We start from the raw sequence: 17420 nt of genomic DNA, 5'->3' as shown, positions 1-17420 counted from the left end.
CATGTCAGTAGATACCACCCGTCTTGCCCGAATTATCCTTCCCAAGCGAGGCGAACCGCGTGATGTTCGCTCCTTGTACCTCATAGAGGACGAAGCTGCTGGTGCGGGGCGCGTGACCGCGCTGTCCCGCACGGAAGCGCGCATCCCTGGCGGAACTGAGGTCTCCTTCGAGACCTACTTCAACGCTTTCCCGGCTTCCTACTGGCGCCGCTGGTCCCAGTTGGACGAGGTGGTGCTGCGCCTGGATATCACGGGTGAAGCGCGCGTTGACCTGTACCGTTCCAAGATCGACGGCTCCCGCATCGCCATCACCGGCGCCGACGTGGAGACCGATGAGTCCGGCCGCGGCACCGCGGAGTTCACGGTCTCCCTGGCTCCGTTCGAGGACGGCGGCTGGATCTGGTTCGACATCACCTGCGAATCCGAAACCGTCATCCACTCCGCGGGCTGGTTCGCGAACAAGGAGGCCGAGGGCCAGCTGGTCACGTCCCCCGTGGTCATCGCCGATGACGAGAGGGGAGAGGTGGCGCTGAACCCCGGCGACCGTCTGCCCGCCGCCGATGCTCTGGTCACCGTGGGCATTCCTACCTTTAATCGCCCGACCGACGCCGTCGCGGCCCTCGAAGCGCTCGGCGCGGACGAGGACGTGAACTCTGTTATCGAGGCGGTCATCATGCCCGATCAGGGAACGAAGCACCCCGAGGATGAGGACGGTTTCGAGCAGGCGGCGGAGCGCTTCGGCGATCGTCTGCGGATCGTGAAGCAGGGCAACTTGGGTGGTTCCGGCGGCTACTCCCGCATCATGTATGAAGCGCGCCACCCGGAGCGCGGCACGAAGGCCCCGTTCATCCTGTACATGGATGACGATATTGCCATCGAGCCGGACTGCATCCTGCGTTCCTTGGCGGCGGCGCGGTACGCCAAGTCCCCGATGCTGATCGGTGGCCAGATGCTGAACCTGCAGGAGCGCAGCCACCTGCACACCATGGGTGAGGTGATTGACCGCGGTCGCTTCATGTGGACCGCCGCTCCTCACACCCACTACGACCACGACTTTTACAAGCACCCACTGCGCGACCGCGGATCCTACGGGGAGAACGCCTCCGGCGAGACCGTGGATTCCAAGGACCTGCACCGCCGCATCGATGTGGATTACAACGGTTGGTGGATGTGCATGATCCCACGCGTGGTGGCCGATACGATCGGCCAGCCGCTGCCGCTGTTCATCAAGTGGGATGATGGCGAGTTCGGCCTGCGCGCCGGCGATCACGGTTTCCCCACCGCATCCTGGCCAGGCATCGCGATCTGGCACATGGCGTGGTCCGATAAGGATGACGCGATCGATTGGCAGGCCTACTTCCACCTGCGCAACCGCCTGATCGTGGGTGCGCTGCAGCACAACGGTTCCACTCGCGGCATCGTCACCTCGATGGCGAAGGCTACGGCGAAGCACCTGATGTGCCTGGAGTACTCCACGGTCGCGATCCAGAACGAGGCGATGAAGGACTTCCTGGCTGGCCCGGAACAGCTGTTCGACATCCTGGAGTCCACCCTGCCGCGCATTAACGCGATGCGGAAGAACTACCCGGATGCTGTGGTGATCCCGTCGGCTTCGGAGCTGCCGAAGCCGTCCGGTGGGCCAGCGGGCCTCACCACCATTCCGCTGTCCATTCCGGCGAAGGTGAAGACCCTGACCCAGGGCCTCCTGAACAACGCAAAGCCTGCGGATACGCGCAACCACGAGGTGCCTCAGGTGAACCTCCCGCCGATCGAGGCGCGTTGGTTCAGCCTGTCCCGCATCGACGGCGCCACCGTCACCACCGCTGACGGCCGCGGTGTGGTGTTCCGCAAGCGTGACCGCCAGAAGATGATTGAGCTGGCCAAGGAATCGGCACGCCTGCAGAAGGAAGTTGCCCAGCGCTTCCCGGAGATGCGCGAGCGTTACCGCGCAGCCCACCAGCGGCTCACCAGCCGCGAGGCCTGGGCGGGTATCTTTGAACCAGAGATGGTGGAGCAGTTCGCGGCGCTTGAACAGCGCGAGAGCTAACACCTCATACCCGCGACCCTGCACACGCTTCGCAGGACCACTGCACCAGCGCTGCACATACACAACTGCAACCGCACCGCAGGAACACAGGAAGAAGGAAACCATGAGCACACAGGTCACGGGCCAGGTCACGGGCGACCCGCTGGGCGAATCCCAGATCCTGGTGGCGATCCAACGCGCCATCTCCACCACCCCAGAGCTTCGCGTCGGCACACTCGCCGTGGCGAGGGGCATGAGCCACTTCGGCGAGCACGCCCTGGGCTGGATGGGCCTGGCCGCCGCCGGGTACGTGCTGGATAAGCAACGCTCCACCCAGTGGCTGCACGTGGGCGCCTCCGCTTTTACCGCCCACGCGGCGTCCGTGGTGCTCAAGCGTATCGTGCGCCGCCCTCGGCCCCACCACAAGAACATCGCGATCGGGGTGGGAACCCCCTCCAAGCTGAGCTTTCCTTCCTCCCACGCCACCAGCTCCACCGCGGCGCTGGTGGCCCTCGCCCAGCTGCTGGGCAACCCGGCACCCCTCATTGGAGTACCGGCGATGGCGCTATCCCGCCTAGTGTTGGGTGTGCACTATCCCACCGATGTGGCCATCGGCAGTGCACTCGGAGCCTCCACGGCGCTGGCGCTTCGCCCTGTGGTGAACCGCGTGGCGTAACGCGCCCAGAACGCGCAGAGTGCGCGTAACGCGCAGCGCGCCAGCCGCTCACACACCAGGCCGCCACGTCCCCGTGAGGCTGGGGTGGGAGGAGGCCGCTGGGCGTCGAATAAAAATAAAAGAATAGGTCCACAATCAACAACACAAGGAGAATCGGTGAGCGAACGGCCAAACCGACAACCACATAGGCAGGAACCATTCTTGGTATCCGAGCCGCACACCTCGGCGCTGGAGGACGCGGAGTGGACGCAGAGCTCCAACAACCGGGAGGAAGCGCGCGCGGTCCAGGCGGAGGACACGGCCGCGGATCCGAGCCTGCGGGCCCCGCGCAACCTCCCTGAGGCGATGATTAAGGCGCTGCGCCCGAAGCAATGGGTGAAGAACGTGCTGGTCGTGGCCGCCCCGGCCGCCGCGGGTGGCGAGCAGCTGTTCCACAGTCAGGTGCTGCTGGACGTGCTGATTGCGTTCGTGGCGTTCTGTCTGGCGGCGTCTTCGATTTACCTCATCAACGACGCCCGCGATGTCGACGCCGACCGCAAGCACCCCACCAAACGCTTCCGCCCGATTGCCGCAGGCGTGCTGCCCGTGGGGCTGGCCTACGCGATGGCCGTGGTGCTGATTGTGGGCGCGGTGGCGCTGTCCTTCCTGTCCACGGCCGGGGCGGCGCTGCCGATCGTGGTGGCAGTGTACATCGCGCTGCAGCTGGGCTACTGCTTCGGCTGGAAGCACCAGCCGGTGATCGACATTGCGCTGGTCAGCTCCGGTTTCATGCTGCGCGCGATGGCCGGCGGTGTGGCTGCCGGGATTCTGCTGTCCCAGTGGTTCCTGCTGGTCGCGGCGTTCGGCTCGCTGTTCATGGCTGCCGGTAAGCGCTACGCGGAGCTGAAGCTGGCGATGCGCTCCGGCGCGAAGATCCGCAAGTCCCTGGAAAGCTACACGCCCACCTACCTGCGCTTCGTGTGGACGCTGGCCGCGACCGCGGTGGTGCTGTGCTACGCGCTGTGGGGCTTCGACCTGTCCCAGCAGGTCGATGGCACGCAGGCCGTGTGGTATCAGATCTCCATGGTGCCGTTCACCGTGGCGATCCTGCGTTATGCTGCGGATGTGGACCGCGGCGAGGGTGGCGCGCCCGACGAGATCGCCCTGAAGGACCGCGCGCTGCAGGCCCTGGCGGTGCTGTGGATCGTGTGTATTGCGATCGCCGTGTACATCATTCCGCTGCTCTAATTTCTTTTTAATATTCGACGCCGAAGCGCACCCACCTGCCGCCCCTCGTCTTAGGTGAGAATCTTGGACGGGATGGCTGGTGGGTGCTTTGCTGTGTCACAAAAATTTATAAATATTTTTTAGGAAGTGTAACGGGGGAGAGGTTGGCGTCGTTTATACTCGGCGAGTGAGCACAGACATCCGAGCATTTGCTGAGGTCAGCGGCTTGGTATCGGCTCGTTCCCGAAGGTGGAATCTGACGTGTTGGTTGGATCTGAAGCCTTTTGGTATCGTTGCTGAAATGTGATGTTCGCAGCGCGTCCAGTGCTGTGTGCTCAAAACGGTAGAGATAGAGAAGAGAGTTGTGGACCGGTCAAGGGTCTGCATGGAATGGAGACACGTGTTGAATTCCCTGAGTAAGCGCGTGCTGGCAGCCCTCGTCGCCATTGCGACGGCCTTGGGGGTTGCCGCTGTGGCAACACCGGGCGCATCGGCAGATAACCGCGGTTGGCTGCGTCCAGGATGTACCTGGAGCGACTACAAGTACTTTGTCCAGAACTGCTGGGTCCACTCCCCGGCCATGGATCAGATGATCCAGGTTCAGATCAAGCCAGCTTCCCGCGGCGGTGACGCCGGCCTGTACCTGCTGGACGGCCTGCGCGCCCGCGATGACTGGAACGCATGGACCTACTTGGGCAACGCCCCGAAGCACTTCGTGGATGACAACATCACCCTGGTCATGCCAGTGGGTGGCGCATCCCAGTTCTACACCGACTGGTCCGGACCATGGATGGGCAACAACGGTCCTGCCCGCCCACGCTGGGAGACCTTCCTGACCCGTGAGCTGCCTGGCTACCTGCAGCAGAACTTCGGCGTGAGCCCAAGCAACAACGCTATTGCAGGTATCTCCATGGGAGCTACCGCAGCCCTGAACCTGGCTGCGCACCACCGCAACCAGTTCAAGCAGGCTTCGTCCCTGTCCGGTTACCTGAACCCAACCTGGCCAGGTATGTACTCCGCTATTGGTGTGGCCATGGTGGATGCCTCCGGCCCAGGTGCCCAGGTGTGGAACATGTGGGGCAGCCCGGTTGACCCACGTCGTTTCCAGAACGATCCACTGCTGCAGGCCGGAGCATTCCGCGGAATGCCTCTGTACCTGTCTGCTGCGTCCGGTCTGACCACGAACGAGAACGTGCTGGAAGATCCGTACGGTGTGTCCGTTGGTGTGGGTCTGGAGTGGATGTCTCGTACCTCTACCGCGAAGTTCGAGCTGGCGGCACGTGTTGCTGGCGCTGACGTTCAGGTCTCTTACCCAGCGTTCGGTATTCACGCGTGGCCTTACTGGGATCGCGAGCTGGGCAATGCTCGTGGTCAGATCCTGAGGGCTACCGGCGCTTAATTTTCACGGAGCTTAACCCTCACGGGTGCCTAAGGCCTAACGGCGCTGCGCCTCTCGGGCGCGGAGCCTCTGGGGTTTCCCTCCTCTTGTCCTTCTCAAGTGATGTGCTTGGGAACGGACCAGGGGAGGGCTTTCTTATACCCACCCCTTTACAAATTGTTCGACCATATCGCCAGATTTGGGCCCAAATCTGGCGATATGGTCGAACAATTTGAGGGGGAAGCGCGCGTGGGTGGGGGTAGGGGAGCCTCCCTCAACCCTAACCTTCAAGTAAAACTTTAACTTTCTCGGAGTGTTGGCTAAGGTTTAGTTAGATCCGCTGTAATAATGGCACCCAGGTTATGACACACACCGTGATACACCGTGGATTCACCGCGGTTCATTGCGCGTTATACCCAGCCAGAATTTCATACACAGCCGGAACCGATGGAGGAGGGGAACCTCCATGGGCCGGCGCACCGTCTATGCCCATGCGCACTACCGTTCATGGGCAGGCTGAGCCACAGCCCTAGCCGTAGAACTGTAGGCCTAGCCGCAGAACTAGCTGCAGGGTTACCCGCAGGCCTAGCCCGGTGCATGAAGTGGCGGAAAACTTCACACCCATTCACATACAAGGAAGACAGAACACATGCGATTCAGCGCGACCTCCACACGCCCTAACCGCCGTACCAGTCCCGCGCGCCGCGTCCGTGCGGCTTCCCTGGCTGTACCAGTAGCACTTGCGCTCGCTCTGCCGACCGGCTCGTACGCCGTGGCGCAGCCTAGCAGCTCCGGGTCGCTGTCCAGCAACCTCGGCCCAGGCTCCACCGCGGAGTACATGAGGTCCGACCAGAGGCCGGACCGCACCCCCACCAAGGTGACCGAGCAGGTTCTGAAGGGTCTTCCAGAAGGTGTGTCTGTGGACCGCGTGGAGTGGATCACGAACCGCTGGGCGAATGTGTACATCAACTCTGCCGCAATGCCGGGCGAGCCTATCAAGGTGCAGATCCTCCTGGCCCGTGACTGGTACATCCACCCAGAGAAGTCCTTCCCCTCCGTGTGGGCTCTGGATGGTCTGCGCGCGCGCGACGACGAGTCCGGCTGGACCCTGGAGACCAACATCGCCTCCTTCTACGCGGACAAGAACGTGAACGTGATCCTGCCTGTGGGCGGTAACTCTTCCTTCTACACGGACTGGCAGAAGCCAGATTCCGGCAAGCACTTCAAGTGGGAGACCTTCCTGACTAAGGAACTGCCACCTGTGCTGCGCGAGGGCTGGCGCACCACCGAGGACCGCGCGATCACGGGCCTGTCCATGGGTGGAACCGCCGCGATGAACCTGGCTGAACGCTTCCCAGACATGTTCAAGTTCGTGGGCTCCTTCTCCGGCTACTTGGACACCACGTCCTACGGCATGCCTCAGGGCATTTCCTATGCGGTGAAGGAAGGCTCCGGCATGGACGCCACGAACATGTGGGGTCCTCATGGCTCCCAGGACTGGATCGACCACGATCCTAAGCTGGGCATGGACGCGCTGAAGGGCAAGACCGTTTATGTGTCCGCTGGTAATGGTGCTGCGGGTCAGTACGACGAAGCTGGCGACATCCCAGGCCTGCCTAAGAACCTGGCTGGCTTTGGTCTGGAGGCAATGTCCCGCATGACCACCGAGACCTTCGTGCAGCGCGCGAAGCAGGCGAACTTGCCAGTTATTGCGAAGTTCCGTCCATCCGGAACCCACTCCTGGAAGTACTGGCAGTTCGAGATGGTGGAGGCGTGGCCGTACATCGCCGACGCCCTGGGCCTGCCGAAGGACGACCGCGGTGCACAGTGTGCTGCGCAGGGCGCCATCGGTGCTCGTGTTGCCGACGTCCCAGAGATGGGAGAGTGTGTGTCCGGCGAATACGACGGCGCTAAGGGCGGAAAGATTCAGGACTTCCGCGGTGGACGTGCGTTCTGGACTCCGAAGACGGATGCTCACTTCCTGTGGGGCCGCATCGGTGCACGCTACTCCGAGATTGGTGCCACCGAGTCCTGGCTGGGCTACCCAACCTCTGAGGAGTACACGATCTCTAACGGTCGCGGCCGCTTCGTGACCTTCGAGCACGGCAATATTTACTGGACCCACCAGACCGGTGCCGTGGAGATCGCAAAGGACTTCCTGGACTTCTGGGGAACCACCAAGTACGAGAATGGTCGCTTGGGCTACCCAATCGCCCCTGCTGAGCCAGTGGCCGGTGGAACGATCCAGAAGTTTGAAAACGGTGTGATCACCAAGGATCGCGATGGAAACTTCCACTACGTGGAAGGCAAGATCGCCGAGAAGTACATGAAGCTCGGCGGCCCAACCAGCGACTTGGGTTGGCCAAAGTCCAATGAGATCCTGATCAACGGTGGCGCATTCAGCCAGTTCGAGAAGGGCAACATCTACTGGACCCACAAGACGGGTGCCCAGAAGATCATGTACGGTCCGATCTTCGACAAGTGGGGCGAGCACCGCTGGGAGCAGGGCGAGTACGGCTGGCCAACTGCTGACTTCGCGGCCATCCCAGCTGGCGGTAACGAGCAGAAGTTCCAGAACGGAACTATCCGCGAGATCAACGGCCGGATTGAGGAGCAGCGCAACTAGTTGATGGCACGGCCGGAACCCGGCCAGCACCCGGCCAGCACCTGGCGGAGCAGTAACCGGTAGCAACTGACCAACAACCTGGCGGTATATGGCTCGCCGCCGCACGGCTCCGACCACACGGTCGGAGCCGCGGCTACACTAGCTGTTTTAAGAACCCAGGAGTTTTCCCAAAAGGAGTTTTCATGGCACGAGCATTCACACTCAAGCGCACCGCGGCTGCGGCAGCAGTATCTTCTGTGCTGCTGTGCGGCCTGGCGGCCTGTGGCTCGGACACTGTGGATAACTCCGCGGGCAACTCCGAGACCTCGATCCCGTCCGTCACGGTATCCAGCAAGGCCGACGACAAGAACTCGGACAAGGGCTCCGGCTCCGACAAGGACGACAAGTCCAGCTCCGACAAGGACGACAAAAACTCCGGTTCCTCAGACCAGAAGGACCAGAAAGACCAGAAGGAATCCAACGCATCTTCCGGCCAGAACAGTAACGCCGGGGGAGAGGTCGTGCCGAACCCCCGCGACGGTTCGGTGGACAAGGTTGACGAGGTGCCCCTCGTGGACGGCCGCACCGAAGAGGACAAGGAGTTCCTGAAGTCCCTCAAGGACAAGAACATTGACTTGTCCAAGGCCGAAGGTGGCGCGAAGGGCATGGAGGATTCCCTGATTGCCGCCGGGCGTTCCTACTGCCGCACCTCCCAGGATGGCCAGCAGGACCTGCTGGTCCCTGTGGCGGCTGGCCAGTTGGAAACCAAGGGAATTGTGAAGGGCGATCCGCGGGACGCGGAAAAGATTATTGTGGACGCGGCAAAATCGGCTTACTGCGGCTAATCTGGTGAATCTAGCGAACGCTAGTCGATAGCAGATGCTATCCCCCGTCACCTATTTCCGTGCAGCGGGAAAACCCTTTTCGCGCTCGGCGAGCTGAAGGAATGTAAGGATTTATGCGCAAGACACTAACTATTCTGGGCGTGATTGTGCTGCTGGTCGCCATCGTCGTGGGCGTGGGCCAGTGGGTCAATAACTCGAACAACCCGCCGGGCCCGGGTCAGCACCAGGCCGAGCACCCCGGCGGCGACACAAACCAGCCCGAAGACAGCACCAACCCCCCGGGCTGCGTGGCCGTGGAGGTCCTCGCCGCGCCGGGTACGTGGGAGTCCCGCGCGGATGATGATTCGATGAACCCGTCGGCGAACCCGAACTCTCTGCTGCTGGAGGTGACGAACCCGCTGAAGCAGCAGTTCGATCCGTCGCAGGTGAAGGTGTGGACTCTGCCGTACACCGCCCAGTTCCGCAACATTAATGCGCAGCACGAGATGTCCTATGACGATTCTCGCCAGGAGGGCTACTCCAAGCTGGCCGCGGAGCTTACCCAGACTCACGAGGCGTGCCCGGGTACGAAGTTCATCATCGTGGGCTTCAGTCAGGGTGCGGTGATTGGCGGCGATATGGCGTCCGACATCGGCAATGATCGCGGCCCTGTTCCTGCGGATACCATCGCGGGCGTGGCTCTGATCGCCGATGGCCGCATGGAAGCCGGCCGCGGAACTCTGGTGGGCGATACCTCGATCGGTGGCACGGGCGCGGAGATCGCGCTACAGGCGGTCGGCCCGCTGATCCAGGGCATCGTCCCCGGCGCCTCGATGCGCGGCCCTCGCCCCGATGGCTTCAACCAGCTGAACGACCGCGTCTTCAACCTCTGCGCAAAGGAGGACCTGGTCTGCGACGCCCCCGTCGGCATCGGCAACGCCATCGGCCGCGCGCAGGACCTCATCGCCGCGAACGCGGTCCACGCGCAGTACGCCACGAACGGCACCGTGGTGCCGGGCCAGACCGCGCCGCAGTGGATCGTGGGCTGGGCGGGCGACCTGATCCGCGAGCGCCTCTAGCGCTCCTCGCTCCCCGTCCCTTTCCCCCGACGCCGACGCCCACGCCGCGCACCCCCGACGTCCGCACGCGAAGTACATGGGCGGGGGCGTCGTCCTTATTTCATTACCGAAAATAGGGGGTTGTTGCGTGTAAACCGCGCGGCAACCCTCTTTGTGTGTTTCACTAGATAAAAGTTAATGGATCCCGCCGGGCATTCCATTGAAATTAGTTCCATCGCATAATTATTCTCAGCAATACGACCGCAAGGGAGACCCACGTGGATATTTCAGCAGCAATGCAGCAATTCTATGATGACGAGGGAAAAATCAATATCCCGGACCAGCTGACGCTCTCGGGAATGAGCGAGATGCTCTACACCATGGCGCAGATGGAAGGCACCACGGACAGCGTGCTGATTCGCTACCACGACTACACCGCCTCCCGCGAGGGCGACGTCAAGGAGATCACGCGCGCGGAGGTGAACACGCGCATCAAGGCGGTGTGCGTGCGCCTGCAGCAGGTGGCGAACAAGGGCGACCGTGTGGCCATTTTGATGAACAACTCCCCGGAGTACATGTACGCCTTCCTGGGTGCGATGTACGCGAAGCTGGTGCCGGTGCCGCTGTATGACCCGAATGAGCCGGGGCACAGTGGGCACCTGTCGGCGGTGCTGGGGTCCTCCGAGCCGAAGGTGGTGCTGACGAACAAGGTGTCCGCGGCGGCGGTGCGTCAACACTTTTCTTCCGTGCCGGCGGCGGAGCGTCCGCGTGTGCTGACGGTGGATGCGCTGCCGGACAGCCTGGCCGAAGAATGGGTGAACCCCATGATGGCGATTATGGCGGATCCGTCGCTGGCGCCGTCCTCCTCGGATGAGGCGTTCCTGCAGTACACCTCCGGCTCTACCCGCACGCCGGCCGGTGTGATTCTGACGCACAAGTCCATCGTCACGAACGTGCTGCAGATCTTCCAAGCCGCACAGCTGAAGACTCCGCTGCGCTTGTCCACGTGGTTGCCGATGCACCACGACATGGGCCTGATCCTGGCGGCGTTCGTGATCATCCTGGGCATTCCTTTCGATCTGATGAGCCCCCGGGACTTCATCCAGGATCCGGCCCGCTGGCTGAAGCAGATCAACCGCCGTGAGGACGAGGAGAACGTCTACACGGTGGTTCCTAACTTCGCGATGGAGCTGGCCGTGCGCTACGCGGACCCGGAGAAGGTGCAGGGCCTGGAAGGGCTGGACCTGTCCCGTGTGGATGGCATCATCAATGGCTCGGAGCCGGTGCACAACTCCTCGGTGCAGAAGTTCCTGGATGTGTTCGGCAAGTACGGCCTGGAGCGCGCGGCGGTACGTCCGTCCTATGGTCTGGCGGAGGCAACCCTGCTGGTGACCACGCCGACCACCGACGAGCGTCCGCTGGCGAAGTGGTTTGACCGCGAGCAGCTGTCCGCCGGTGTGGCTCAGGAGCGCGAGGAGGGTGACGCGGCTGCAATGCCGCTCATGTCCCTGGGTCAGGTGTGTGCACCGCAGGTGATGTGCATCGTGGATCCGGAGACCGGCAAGGAAGTGGCCGACGGAACCGTGGGTGAGATCTGGGTGCACGGCGAGAACATGGCCGCCGGATACCTGGGCCGCGAGGAGGAGACGAAGGAGACGTTCCACAACACCCTGGCGCTGGCGGATCGTTTGGAGGAAGGCTCCCGGTCCGAGGGCGCTGCCGAGGACATGTGGATGCGCACCGGCGACCTGGCTGTGATTGTGGACGATCACTTGTTCATCACGGGTCGCCTGAAGGACCTGATTATTGTGGCTGGCCGCAACCACTACCCGCAGGATATTGAGGCCACCGCGGACGAGTCCACGGAGCAGACCGCTCCTGCGGTGATCGCGGCCTTTGCTGTCTCCGAGGGTGACATCGAGGGCTTGGTGATTATCGCCGAGCGCGATCCAGAGGCGGATGCTGCCAACGACGCCGAAGCTGTGGAGGCTATTCGAGCTGCCGTGACGAAGACGCACGGTGTGCAGCCGGAGGACGTGAAGATCGTGGATCCGGGCAAGCTGCCGCGCTCCTCGGCCAACAAGATCGCACGCCGGGTGGCGGCGAAGGCGTACGCTGACGGAAATATTTAGCTCCGCGCCAGCGTTATAACGGGTTGTGATGGTGTGAGTGTGCGCAGGCGTGGGTGCTGTGATTGTGGCACCCTAGCCTGTAGCATGAACACCCGTAACATTATTCACATGTGTCACATGGTCATCGTCCTTTTGAACGATGACCTTTTCCCGTGGCTACACAGCGACAGGACTGGCAGAGGCAGGCCTGCACCGAGGTCTTTACCGAAAGGAACCACGTGACCGACAACCACAACGGACAGTTGCACAGCGACCAGCCAGGCGGTGACCAGCCGCAGGCGGAGCAGCACGCAGCACAGCCAGGCGGCGACCAGCCAGGCACTGACCAGCCGTCAGTGCCGCTGCCCTCCACCTCGGCTCAGGTCCGCACCGTGGAGGAGATGCGCCAGTGGCTGCGCGAGTGGGTGGCCGGCACCGCCGGCCTGTCCATGGCGGAGATCACCGATGACCGCTCCATGGAGGAGTTCGGCCTGTCCTCTCGCGACGTTGTGGTCCTCTCGGGCGACTTGGAACGCCTGACCGGCGATTCCCTGGACGCCACCGTGGCCTACGAGTTCAACACCATCGCCGCCCTGGCGGATTACCTCATCAATGGCCGTGCCACCGGCACGCATGCCGGCCAGTCCAACAACTCCTATTCCGCCGACGGCACAGCCCACTCCGGCCAGGCCCTCGCGCCGGAGGATCGCGACATCGCCATCGTCGGCATGTCCGGCCGCTATCCCGGCGCGGACAACGCCCAGGAGATGTGGGACATGCTCAGCGGCTACCGCGATGGAATCTCCGAGCCCCCGGCTGGCCGCTGGACGGAGTACGCCGGCGACGAGTCGATGACCCGCCGCATGGCGGAAGCCACCCTCACCGGAGGTTACCTGGAGGACATCGCCTCCTTCGACGCGGAGTTCTTCGGCCTGTCCCCCCTGGAGGCCACCAACATGGACCCCCAGCAGCGCATCATGCTGGAGCTCGCCTGGGAGGCCCTGGAGGATGCCTCCATTCCTGCGAACACCCTGCGCGGGGACAACGTGGGTGTGTTCATGGGAACCACCAATAATGACTACGCGAACCTGATTTCCGCGGATCCCCAGGAGGCGCACCCCTATGCGCTGACGGGTAATTCCACGGCCGTGATCGCCAACCGCATCTCCTATGCCTTCGATTTCCGCGGGCCGTCCGTGGCTCTGGACACGGCCTGCTCCTCGTCCTTGGTGGCGATTCACCAGGCCGTGCGCGCGTTGCGCGATGGGGATGCCACCGTGGCCCTGGCCGGTGGTGTGAACATCTTGGCCAGCCCGTTTGCCACCGTGGCCTTCTCCGAGCTGGGCGTGCTGAGCCCCACCGGCAAGATCCACGCCTTCTCCGAGGATGCCGACGGCATCGTCCGCTCCGACGGCGCCGGCGTGGTGGTGCTCAAGCGCCTGTCCGATGCGCGCCGGGATGGTGACTCGATCCTTGCTGTGATCAAGGGCTCGGCCGTGAACTCCGATGGCCGCTCCAACGGGTTGACCGCCCCGAACCCGGATGCGCAGGTCGATGTGTTGCGCGCCGCGTATGCCGACGCCGGCATCTCGCCCGACAGCGTGGATTACGTGGAAGCCCACGGTACGGGCACGATTCTGGGTGATCCCATCGAAGCCACTGCTCTGGGCACGGTACTGGGCGCGGGCCGCAGCGCAGCACAGCCGCTGCTGCTCGGTTCCGCGAAGACGAACTTCGGCCACACGGAAGCTGCCGCAGGTGTGGCCGGTGTGATGAAGGTGGTCATGGGTATGCAGGACGGCAGCATCCCGCCCACCCTGAACTTCGCGGGCCCGAACCCATACATCGACTTCGACCGGGAGCACCTGGAGGTTGTGGAGGACTCCCGCGAGTGGCCGGAGTACTCCGGCCGCGCCGTGGCGGGTGTGTCTGGCTTCGGCTTCGGTGGAACGAACGCGCACGTGGTGATCGCGGCCTACGACCCCGAGCGGGACGCCCCACGAGACGCAGACGCCTCGGGTGCACAGACTGGCGCACAGTCCGGCGAGCCGGGCGCACAACAGGACCGCCGCGTCCTCACCCAACCACCGTACGTTCTCCCGGTATCGGGATTGCTGCCATCTCGGCGTCGGGTGGCAGCGGACACCCTGGCCACCTGGCTGGAGCACAACGAATCGGTGGAGCTCGGCGACGTTGCTCGCGCCCTGGCCGGGCGCAACCACGGACGCTCCCGCGGCGCGGTCATCGCCGAAGACCGGGAGGCCGCCATCGCAGGCCTGCAGCGCATCGCAGCCGGGAAGTCCGGCGCGCAGGTCAAGACCCAGGACGCGCCAAGCACCACGGGAGCGGTGTGGGTGTACTCCGGCTTCGGCTCCCAGCACCGAAAGATGGGCAAAGAGCTGTTCGAACTCTCCCCATCCTTCGCCGCCACCCTGCGGGACATCGACGAGGTAGTGCAGCGCGAATCCGGCTTCTCCATCGTGGAGATGATCCTGGACGACGAGCAGAACTTCGACACCACCACCGCGCAAGTGGGCATCACCTGCATCCAGATTGCGCTGACGGACCTGCTGCGCCACGTGGGTGCGAGCCCGGCGGCCGTGGTGGGCCAGTCCATGGGCGAGATCGCCGCGGCCTACGCGGTGGGCGGCCTGTCCAAGGAGGACGCGCTAACCGTGGCCTGCCACCGCTCCCGCCTGATGGGCGAGGGCGAATCCCTGCTCACCGAGGATAAGCAGGGCGCGATGGCCGTGGTGGAGTTCGGCGTGGAGGAGCTGGCAACCTTCACTGCCGAGCACCCCGAGTTCGAGCAGGTGGAGCCGGCCGTGTACGCGGCACCGGGCATGACCACCGTGGGTGGCCCTGCCGAGCCCGTGAAGAAGCTGGTGGAATACCTGGAGGGCGAGGGCAAGTTCGCTCGCCTGCTGAACGTCAAGGGTGCCGGCCACACGTCCATGCTGGATCCGATCCTGGGCGAGCTGCACTTTGAGATCTCGGATATCCAGGCCCGCCCGATCCACACGCCGCTGTACTCCACCGTGGACCGCGGCACCGTCTACCGACCGGGCGAGAGCGTGCACACCGCCGACTACTTCGTGCGCTGCACCCGCCAACCCGTGTGGTTCGCCGATGCCACTGGCCAGCAGTTCGACGACGGCTACCGCACCTTCGTGGAAATCGCCCCGAATCCAGTGGCTCTGATGCCGCTGATGAACAACGCCTTCGCCCACGAGGCGGGGGACTCCAAGCTGCTGTTTGCCCTGAAGCGCAAGGAGCCCGCCGCGCGGACTGTCACCGAGCTGCTGGGCGAGCTGTACGTCCAGGGTGCGGACCTGGATCTGAAGGCTCTGGTGGGCCCGGACGCCGGCACCGGCCGCATCGCCGCCGTGCCCGGAGTGAAGTGGAACCTGCAGCGCTACTGGACCAACGCACGCCCTGCCGGCGGAGCCCTGACCGGCCTGCCGGGACGCCGCGTGAACCTGCCGAACGGCCAGATTGTCTTTTCCACCGACGCCGCCGAGGTCCCCTCCCTGGACACCCTGGCATCCAGCATCGGCTCGCAGCTGGCGAAGGAAGATCCGGAGATCGGAAGCGTCAAGTTGATCCTGATGGACCTGCAGGAGCACGTGCTGCCGTCCTCGGGTGAGCTGACCACCGTGGTGGATCGTACGCTGGGCGGCTGGTCCCTGCGCACCTACGACGCTTCTCTGTCCACCATGCCGCTGATCGGGGAGCGGTTCCTCTCCACGCTGTACCCTATGCCGGACTGCCGTGGGGGTTCCGGTGACGAGGCGGGAGACCAGATCCCTGTGGTGCCTGTGGCGGGTGATTCCTCCGGCGCGAGCGCAGGTGCTTCTGCAGGTAACGCCGCGCCAGAAGGCCGTGGGAACGAGGGAGTTTCCGCTGGTCAGGTGGGGCGGGGAGACGTGAGGTCGGCGTCGAATTCAATAAAGAATAACAACAAGCTACCCGAGGTAGACCCGGACGCCGATCGCTGGTCGCCCGAGTCCGGCGTGAGCGTAGCCGCGCGCCTGCGGGAGATCGTGTCCGAGTCCATGGGCTACGACGTGGAGGACCTGCCCGGCGAGCTGCCGCTGATTGATCTGGGCCTGGATTCCCTGATGGGCATGCGGATTAAGAACCGCGTGGAATACGAGTTCGATATTCCATCGCTGCAGGTGCAGACGCTGCGCGACGGGTCCGTGGATGACGTCATCGCGATGGTGGAGCAGATGGTGGCGGATCGTCATGGGCTGGGCGAGGCGGTGCTGACTGGCGAAGGTGCTGGTGTTGAGGGCTCGGCCGACGCCGAGTCCACCTCCGACTACACCGTGAAGGCCGGAGGCGTGGCACCCCGAGACGCATCCGAGCGCCTGGTGTTCGCCACGTGGGCCAAGATCACCGGCGCGGCCGCAGCGGGCGTGACCAGCGAACTTCCCGCCATCAGCGAGGAGCAGGCCAAGGCCATCGCCGAGCGTTTGAGCGAGCGCTCCCACGCGGAGATCACCGCCGAGGACGTGCTGCACGCCAAGACCATGGAATCGTTGAGCACCGTGGTGCGCCAATCCCTGGAGACCGAGGTGGAGGGCAACATCCGTGTGCTGCGCGCACGCCCGGACACCGAGGAAGGCGCTGCGGTGCCGGCGGTGTTCCTGTTCCACCCAGCCGGCGGCTCGGCCAGCGTGTACCAGCCGTTGACGCGCCGGCTTCCCGAGAACACCCCGGTGTACGGCGTGGAGCGCCTGGAAGGCGACTTGAGCGACCGCGTGGCGGCGTACTTGGATGAAATTGTGGAGCTTTCCGCTGGCCAGCCCGTGATTCTGGGTGGCTGGAGCTTCGGTGGCGCGCTGGCCTACGAGGCCGCGCAGCAGCTGCAGCAGCGCGCGGAGGAAGGGCTGCCATCTGCAAGCGTTGCCCGCATCATCCTGCTGGATACCGTCCAGCCGCGGAACCCCGCGCCGGATACGAAGGAGGAGATGCACGCCCGCTGGGACCGCTACGCCGCCTTCGCACAGAAGACCTATGGCCTGCCGCTGGAGATTCCTCACGACTTGCTGGAATCCCAGGGCGAGGGCGTGATGCTGGCCATGTTCCAGCAGTTCCTGGACTCCCCGGAGGCGCACGGCCTGGGGCTGCCCGCCGGTGTTCTGGAGCATCAGCGTGCCAGCTTCGTGGATAACCGGGTGCTGGATTCTCTGGACTTCCAGGCGTGGGCGTCTGTGGACGTGCCGGTGACCCTGTTCCGTGCGGAGCGGATGCACGACGGCGCGCTGGAACTGGAGCCTGCCCTGCACGACATTGCGGAGGATGGCAACTGGGGCCAGATCGTGAAGGACCTGGAGATCATCCATCTGCACGGCGACCACCTGGCCGTGGTGGATGAACCGGAGATCTCCACGGTGGGCGCTGTAATGTCCCAGTACATTGCATCGCTTGTACAGTAGAGTGCGGATGTCTTTCATGCAGCGAGCGCCCGCCGCGAGCACTAGTAGTGGGCACTAGCAGCGAGCACGAGCAACAGGCCAATAGCGAGTAT

Annotated in this window: 9 protein-coding genes; all 9 read left to right on the top strand. The window is 63.9% G+C overall.

Annotated features, from left to right (window positions below; translation table 11 throughout):
* Nucleotide 1 precedes the first annotated feature (1 nt).
* Nucleotides 2-2047: a glycosyltransferase gene (locus tag IAU67_RS08350; RefSeq protein ID WP_151842209.1), complete on the top strand. Its 2046-nt coding sequence runs from the start codon at nucleotides 2-4 to the stop codon at nucleotides 2045-2047.
* Between the two features lie 103 nt (nucleotides 2048-2150).
* Nucleotides 2151-2702, top strand: a complete 552-nt coding sequence (locus IAU67_RS08345) for a phosphatase PAP2 family protein (protein ID WP_151842208.1) — start codon at nucleotides 2151-2153, stop codon at nucleotides 2700-2702.
* A gap of 156 nt (nucleotides 2703-2858) precedes the next feature.
* Nucleotides 2859-3929 carry a decaprenyl-phosphate phosphoribosyltransferase gene (locus tag IAU67_RS08340; protein WP_151842207.1) on the top strand — a complete coding sequence of 357 codons (1071 nt, stop codon included), beginning with the start codon at nucleotides 2859-2861 and terminating at the stop codon, nucleotides 3927-3929.
* A gap of 379 nt (nucleotides 3930-4308) precedes the next feature.
* Nucleotides 4309-5307, top strand: a complete 999-nt coding sequence (locus IAU67_RS08335; protein WP_225723486.1) for an alpha/beta hydrolase — start codon at nucleotides 4309-4311, stop codon at nucleotides 5305-5307.
* A 628-nt stretch (nucleotides 5308-5935) separates the two neighbouring features.
* Complete coding sequence (locus tag IAU67_RS08330) at nucleotides 5936-7912, top strand: alpha/beta hydrolase-fold protein (RefSeq protein ID WP_151842205.1); 1977 nt, start codon at nucleotides 5936-5938, stop codon at nucleotides 7910-7912.
* 182 nt (nucleotides 7913-8094) lie between these two features.
* A complete protein-coding gene (locus tag IAU67_RS08325; protein WP_151842204.1) occupies nucleotides 8095-8736 on the top strand; it encodes a DUF732 domain-containing protein in 642 nt (213 codons plus the stop codon).
* Between the two features lie 113 nt (nucleotides 8737-8849).
* Entirely contained in the window at nucleotides 8850-9794 is a 945-nt protein-coding gene (locus tag IAU67_RS08320; protein ID WP_151842203.1) for a cutinase family protein, read from the top strand.
* 257 nt (nucleotides 9795-10051) lie between these two features.
* Nucleotides 10052-11905: a FadD32-like long-chain-fatty-acid--AMP ligase gene (locus tag IAU67_RS08315; RefSeq protein ID WP_151842202.1), complete on the top strand. Its 1854-nt coding sequence runs from the start codon at nucleotides 10052-10054 to the stop codon at nucleotides 11903-11905.
* Nucleotides 11906-12285: 380 nt separating this feature from the next.
* The gene (gene pks13, locus IAU67_RS08310) at nucleotides 12286-17328 is read left to right on the top strand and encodes a polyketide synthase Pks13 (protein ID WP_151842449.1); all 5043 of its coding nucleotides are present in this window, start codon (nucleotides 12286-12288) and stop codon (nucleotides 17326-17328) included.
* Nucleotides 17329-17420 lie beyond the last annotated feature (92 nt).

Source organism: Corynebacterium zhongnanshanii (assembly GCF_014490575.1).
Classification (GTDB): domain Bacteria; phylum Actinomycetota; class Actinomycetes; order Mycobacteriales; family Mycobacteriaceae; genus Corynebacterium; species Corynebacterium zhongnanshanii.
This window is presented reverse-complemented; position numbering and strand designations above follow the sequence as displayed.

Coding starts and splice junctions, on each gene's coding strand:
- IAU67_RS08325 (WP_151842204.1), top strand. CDS start 8,095: ATGGCACGAGCATTCACACTCAAGCGCACCGCGGCTGCGGCAGCAGTA.
- IAU67_RS08345 (WP_151842208.1), top strand. CDS start 2,151: ATGAGCACACAGGTCACGGGCCAGGTCACGGGCGACCCGCTGGGCGAA.
- IAU67_RS08350 (WP_151842209.1), top strand. CDS start 2: ATGTCAGTAGATACCACCCGTCTTGCCCGAATTATCCTTCCCAAGCGA.
- IAU67_RS08330 (WP_151842205.1), top strand. CDS start 5,936: ATGCGATTCAGCGCGACCTCCACACGCCCTAACCGCCGTACCAGTCCC.
- pks13 (WP_151842449.1), top strand. CDS start 12,286: ATGCGCCAGTGGCTGCGCGAGTGGGTGGCCGGCACCGCCGGCCTGTCC.
- IAU67_RS08320 (WP_151842203.1), top strand. CDS start 8,850: ATGCGCAAGACACTAACTATTCTGGGCGTGATTGTGCTGCTGGTCGCC.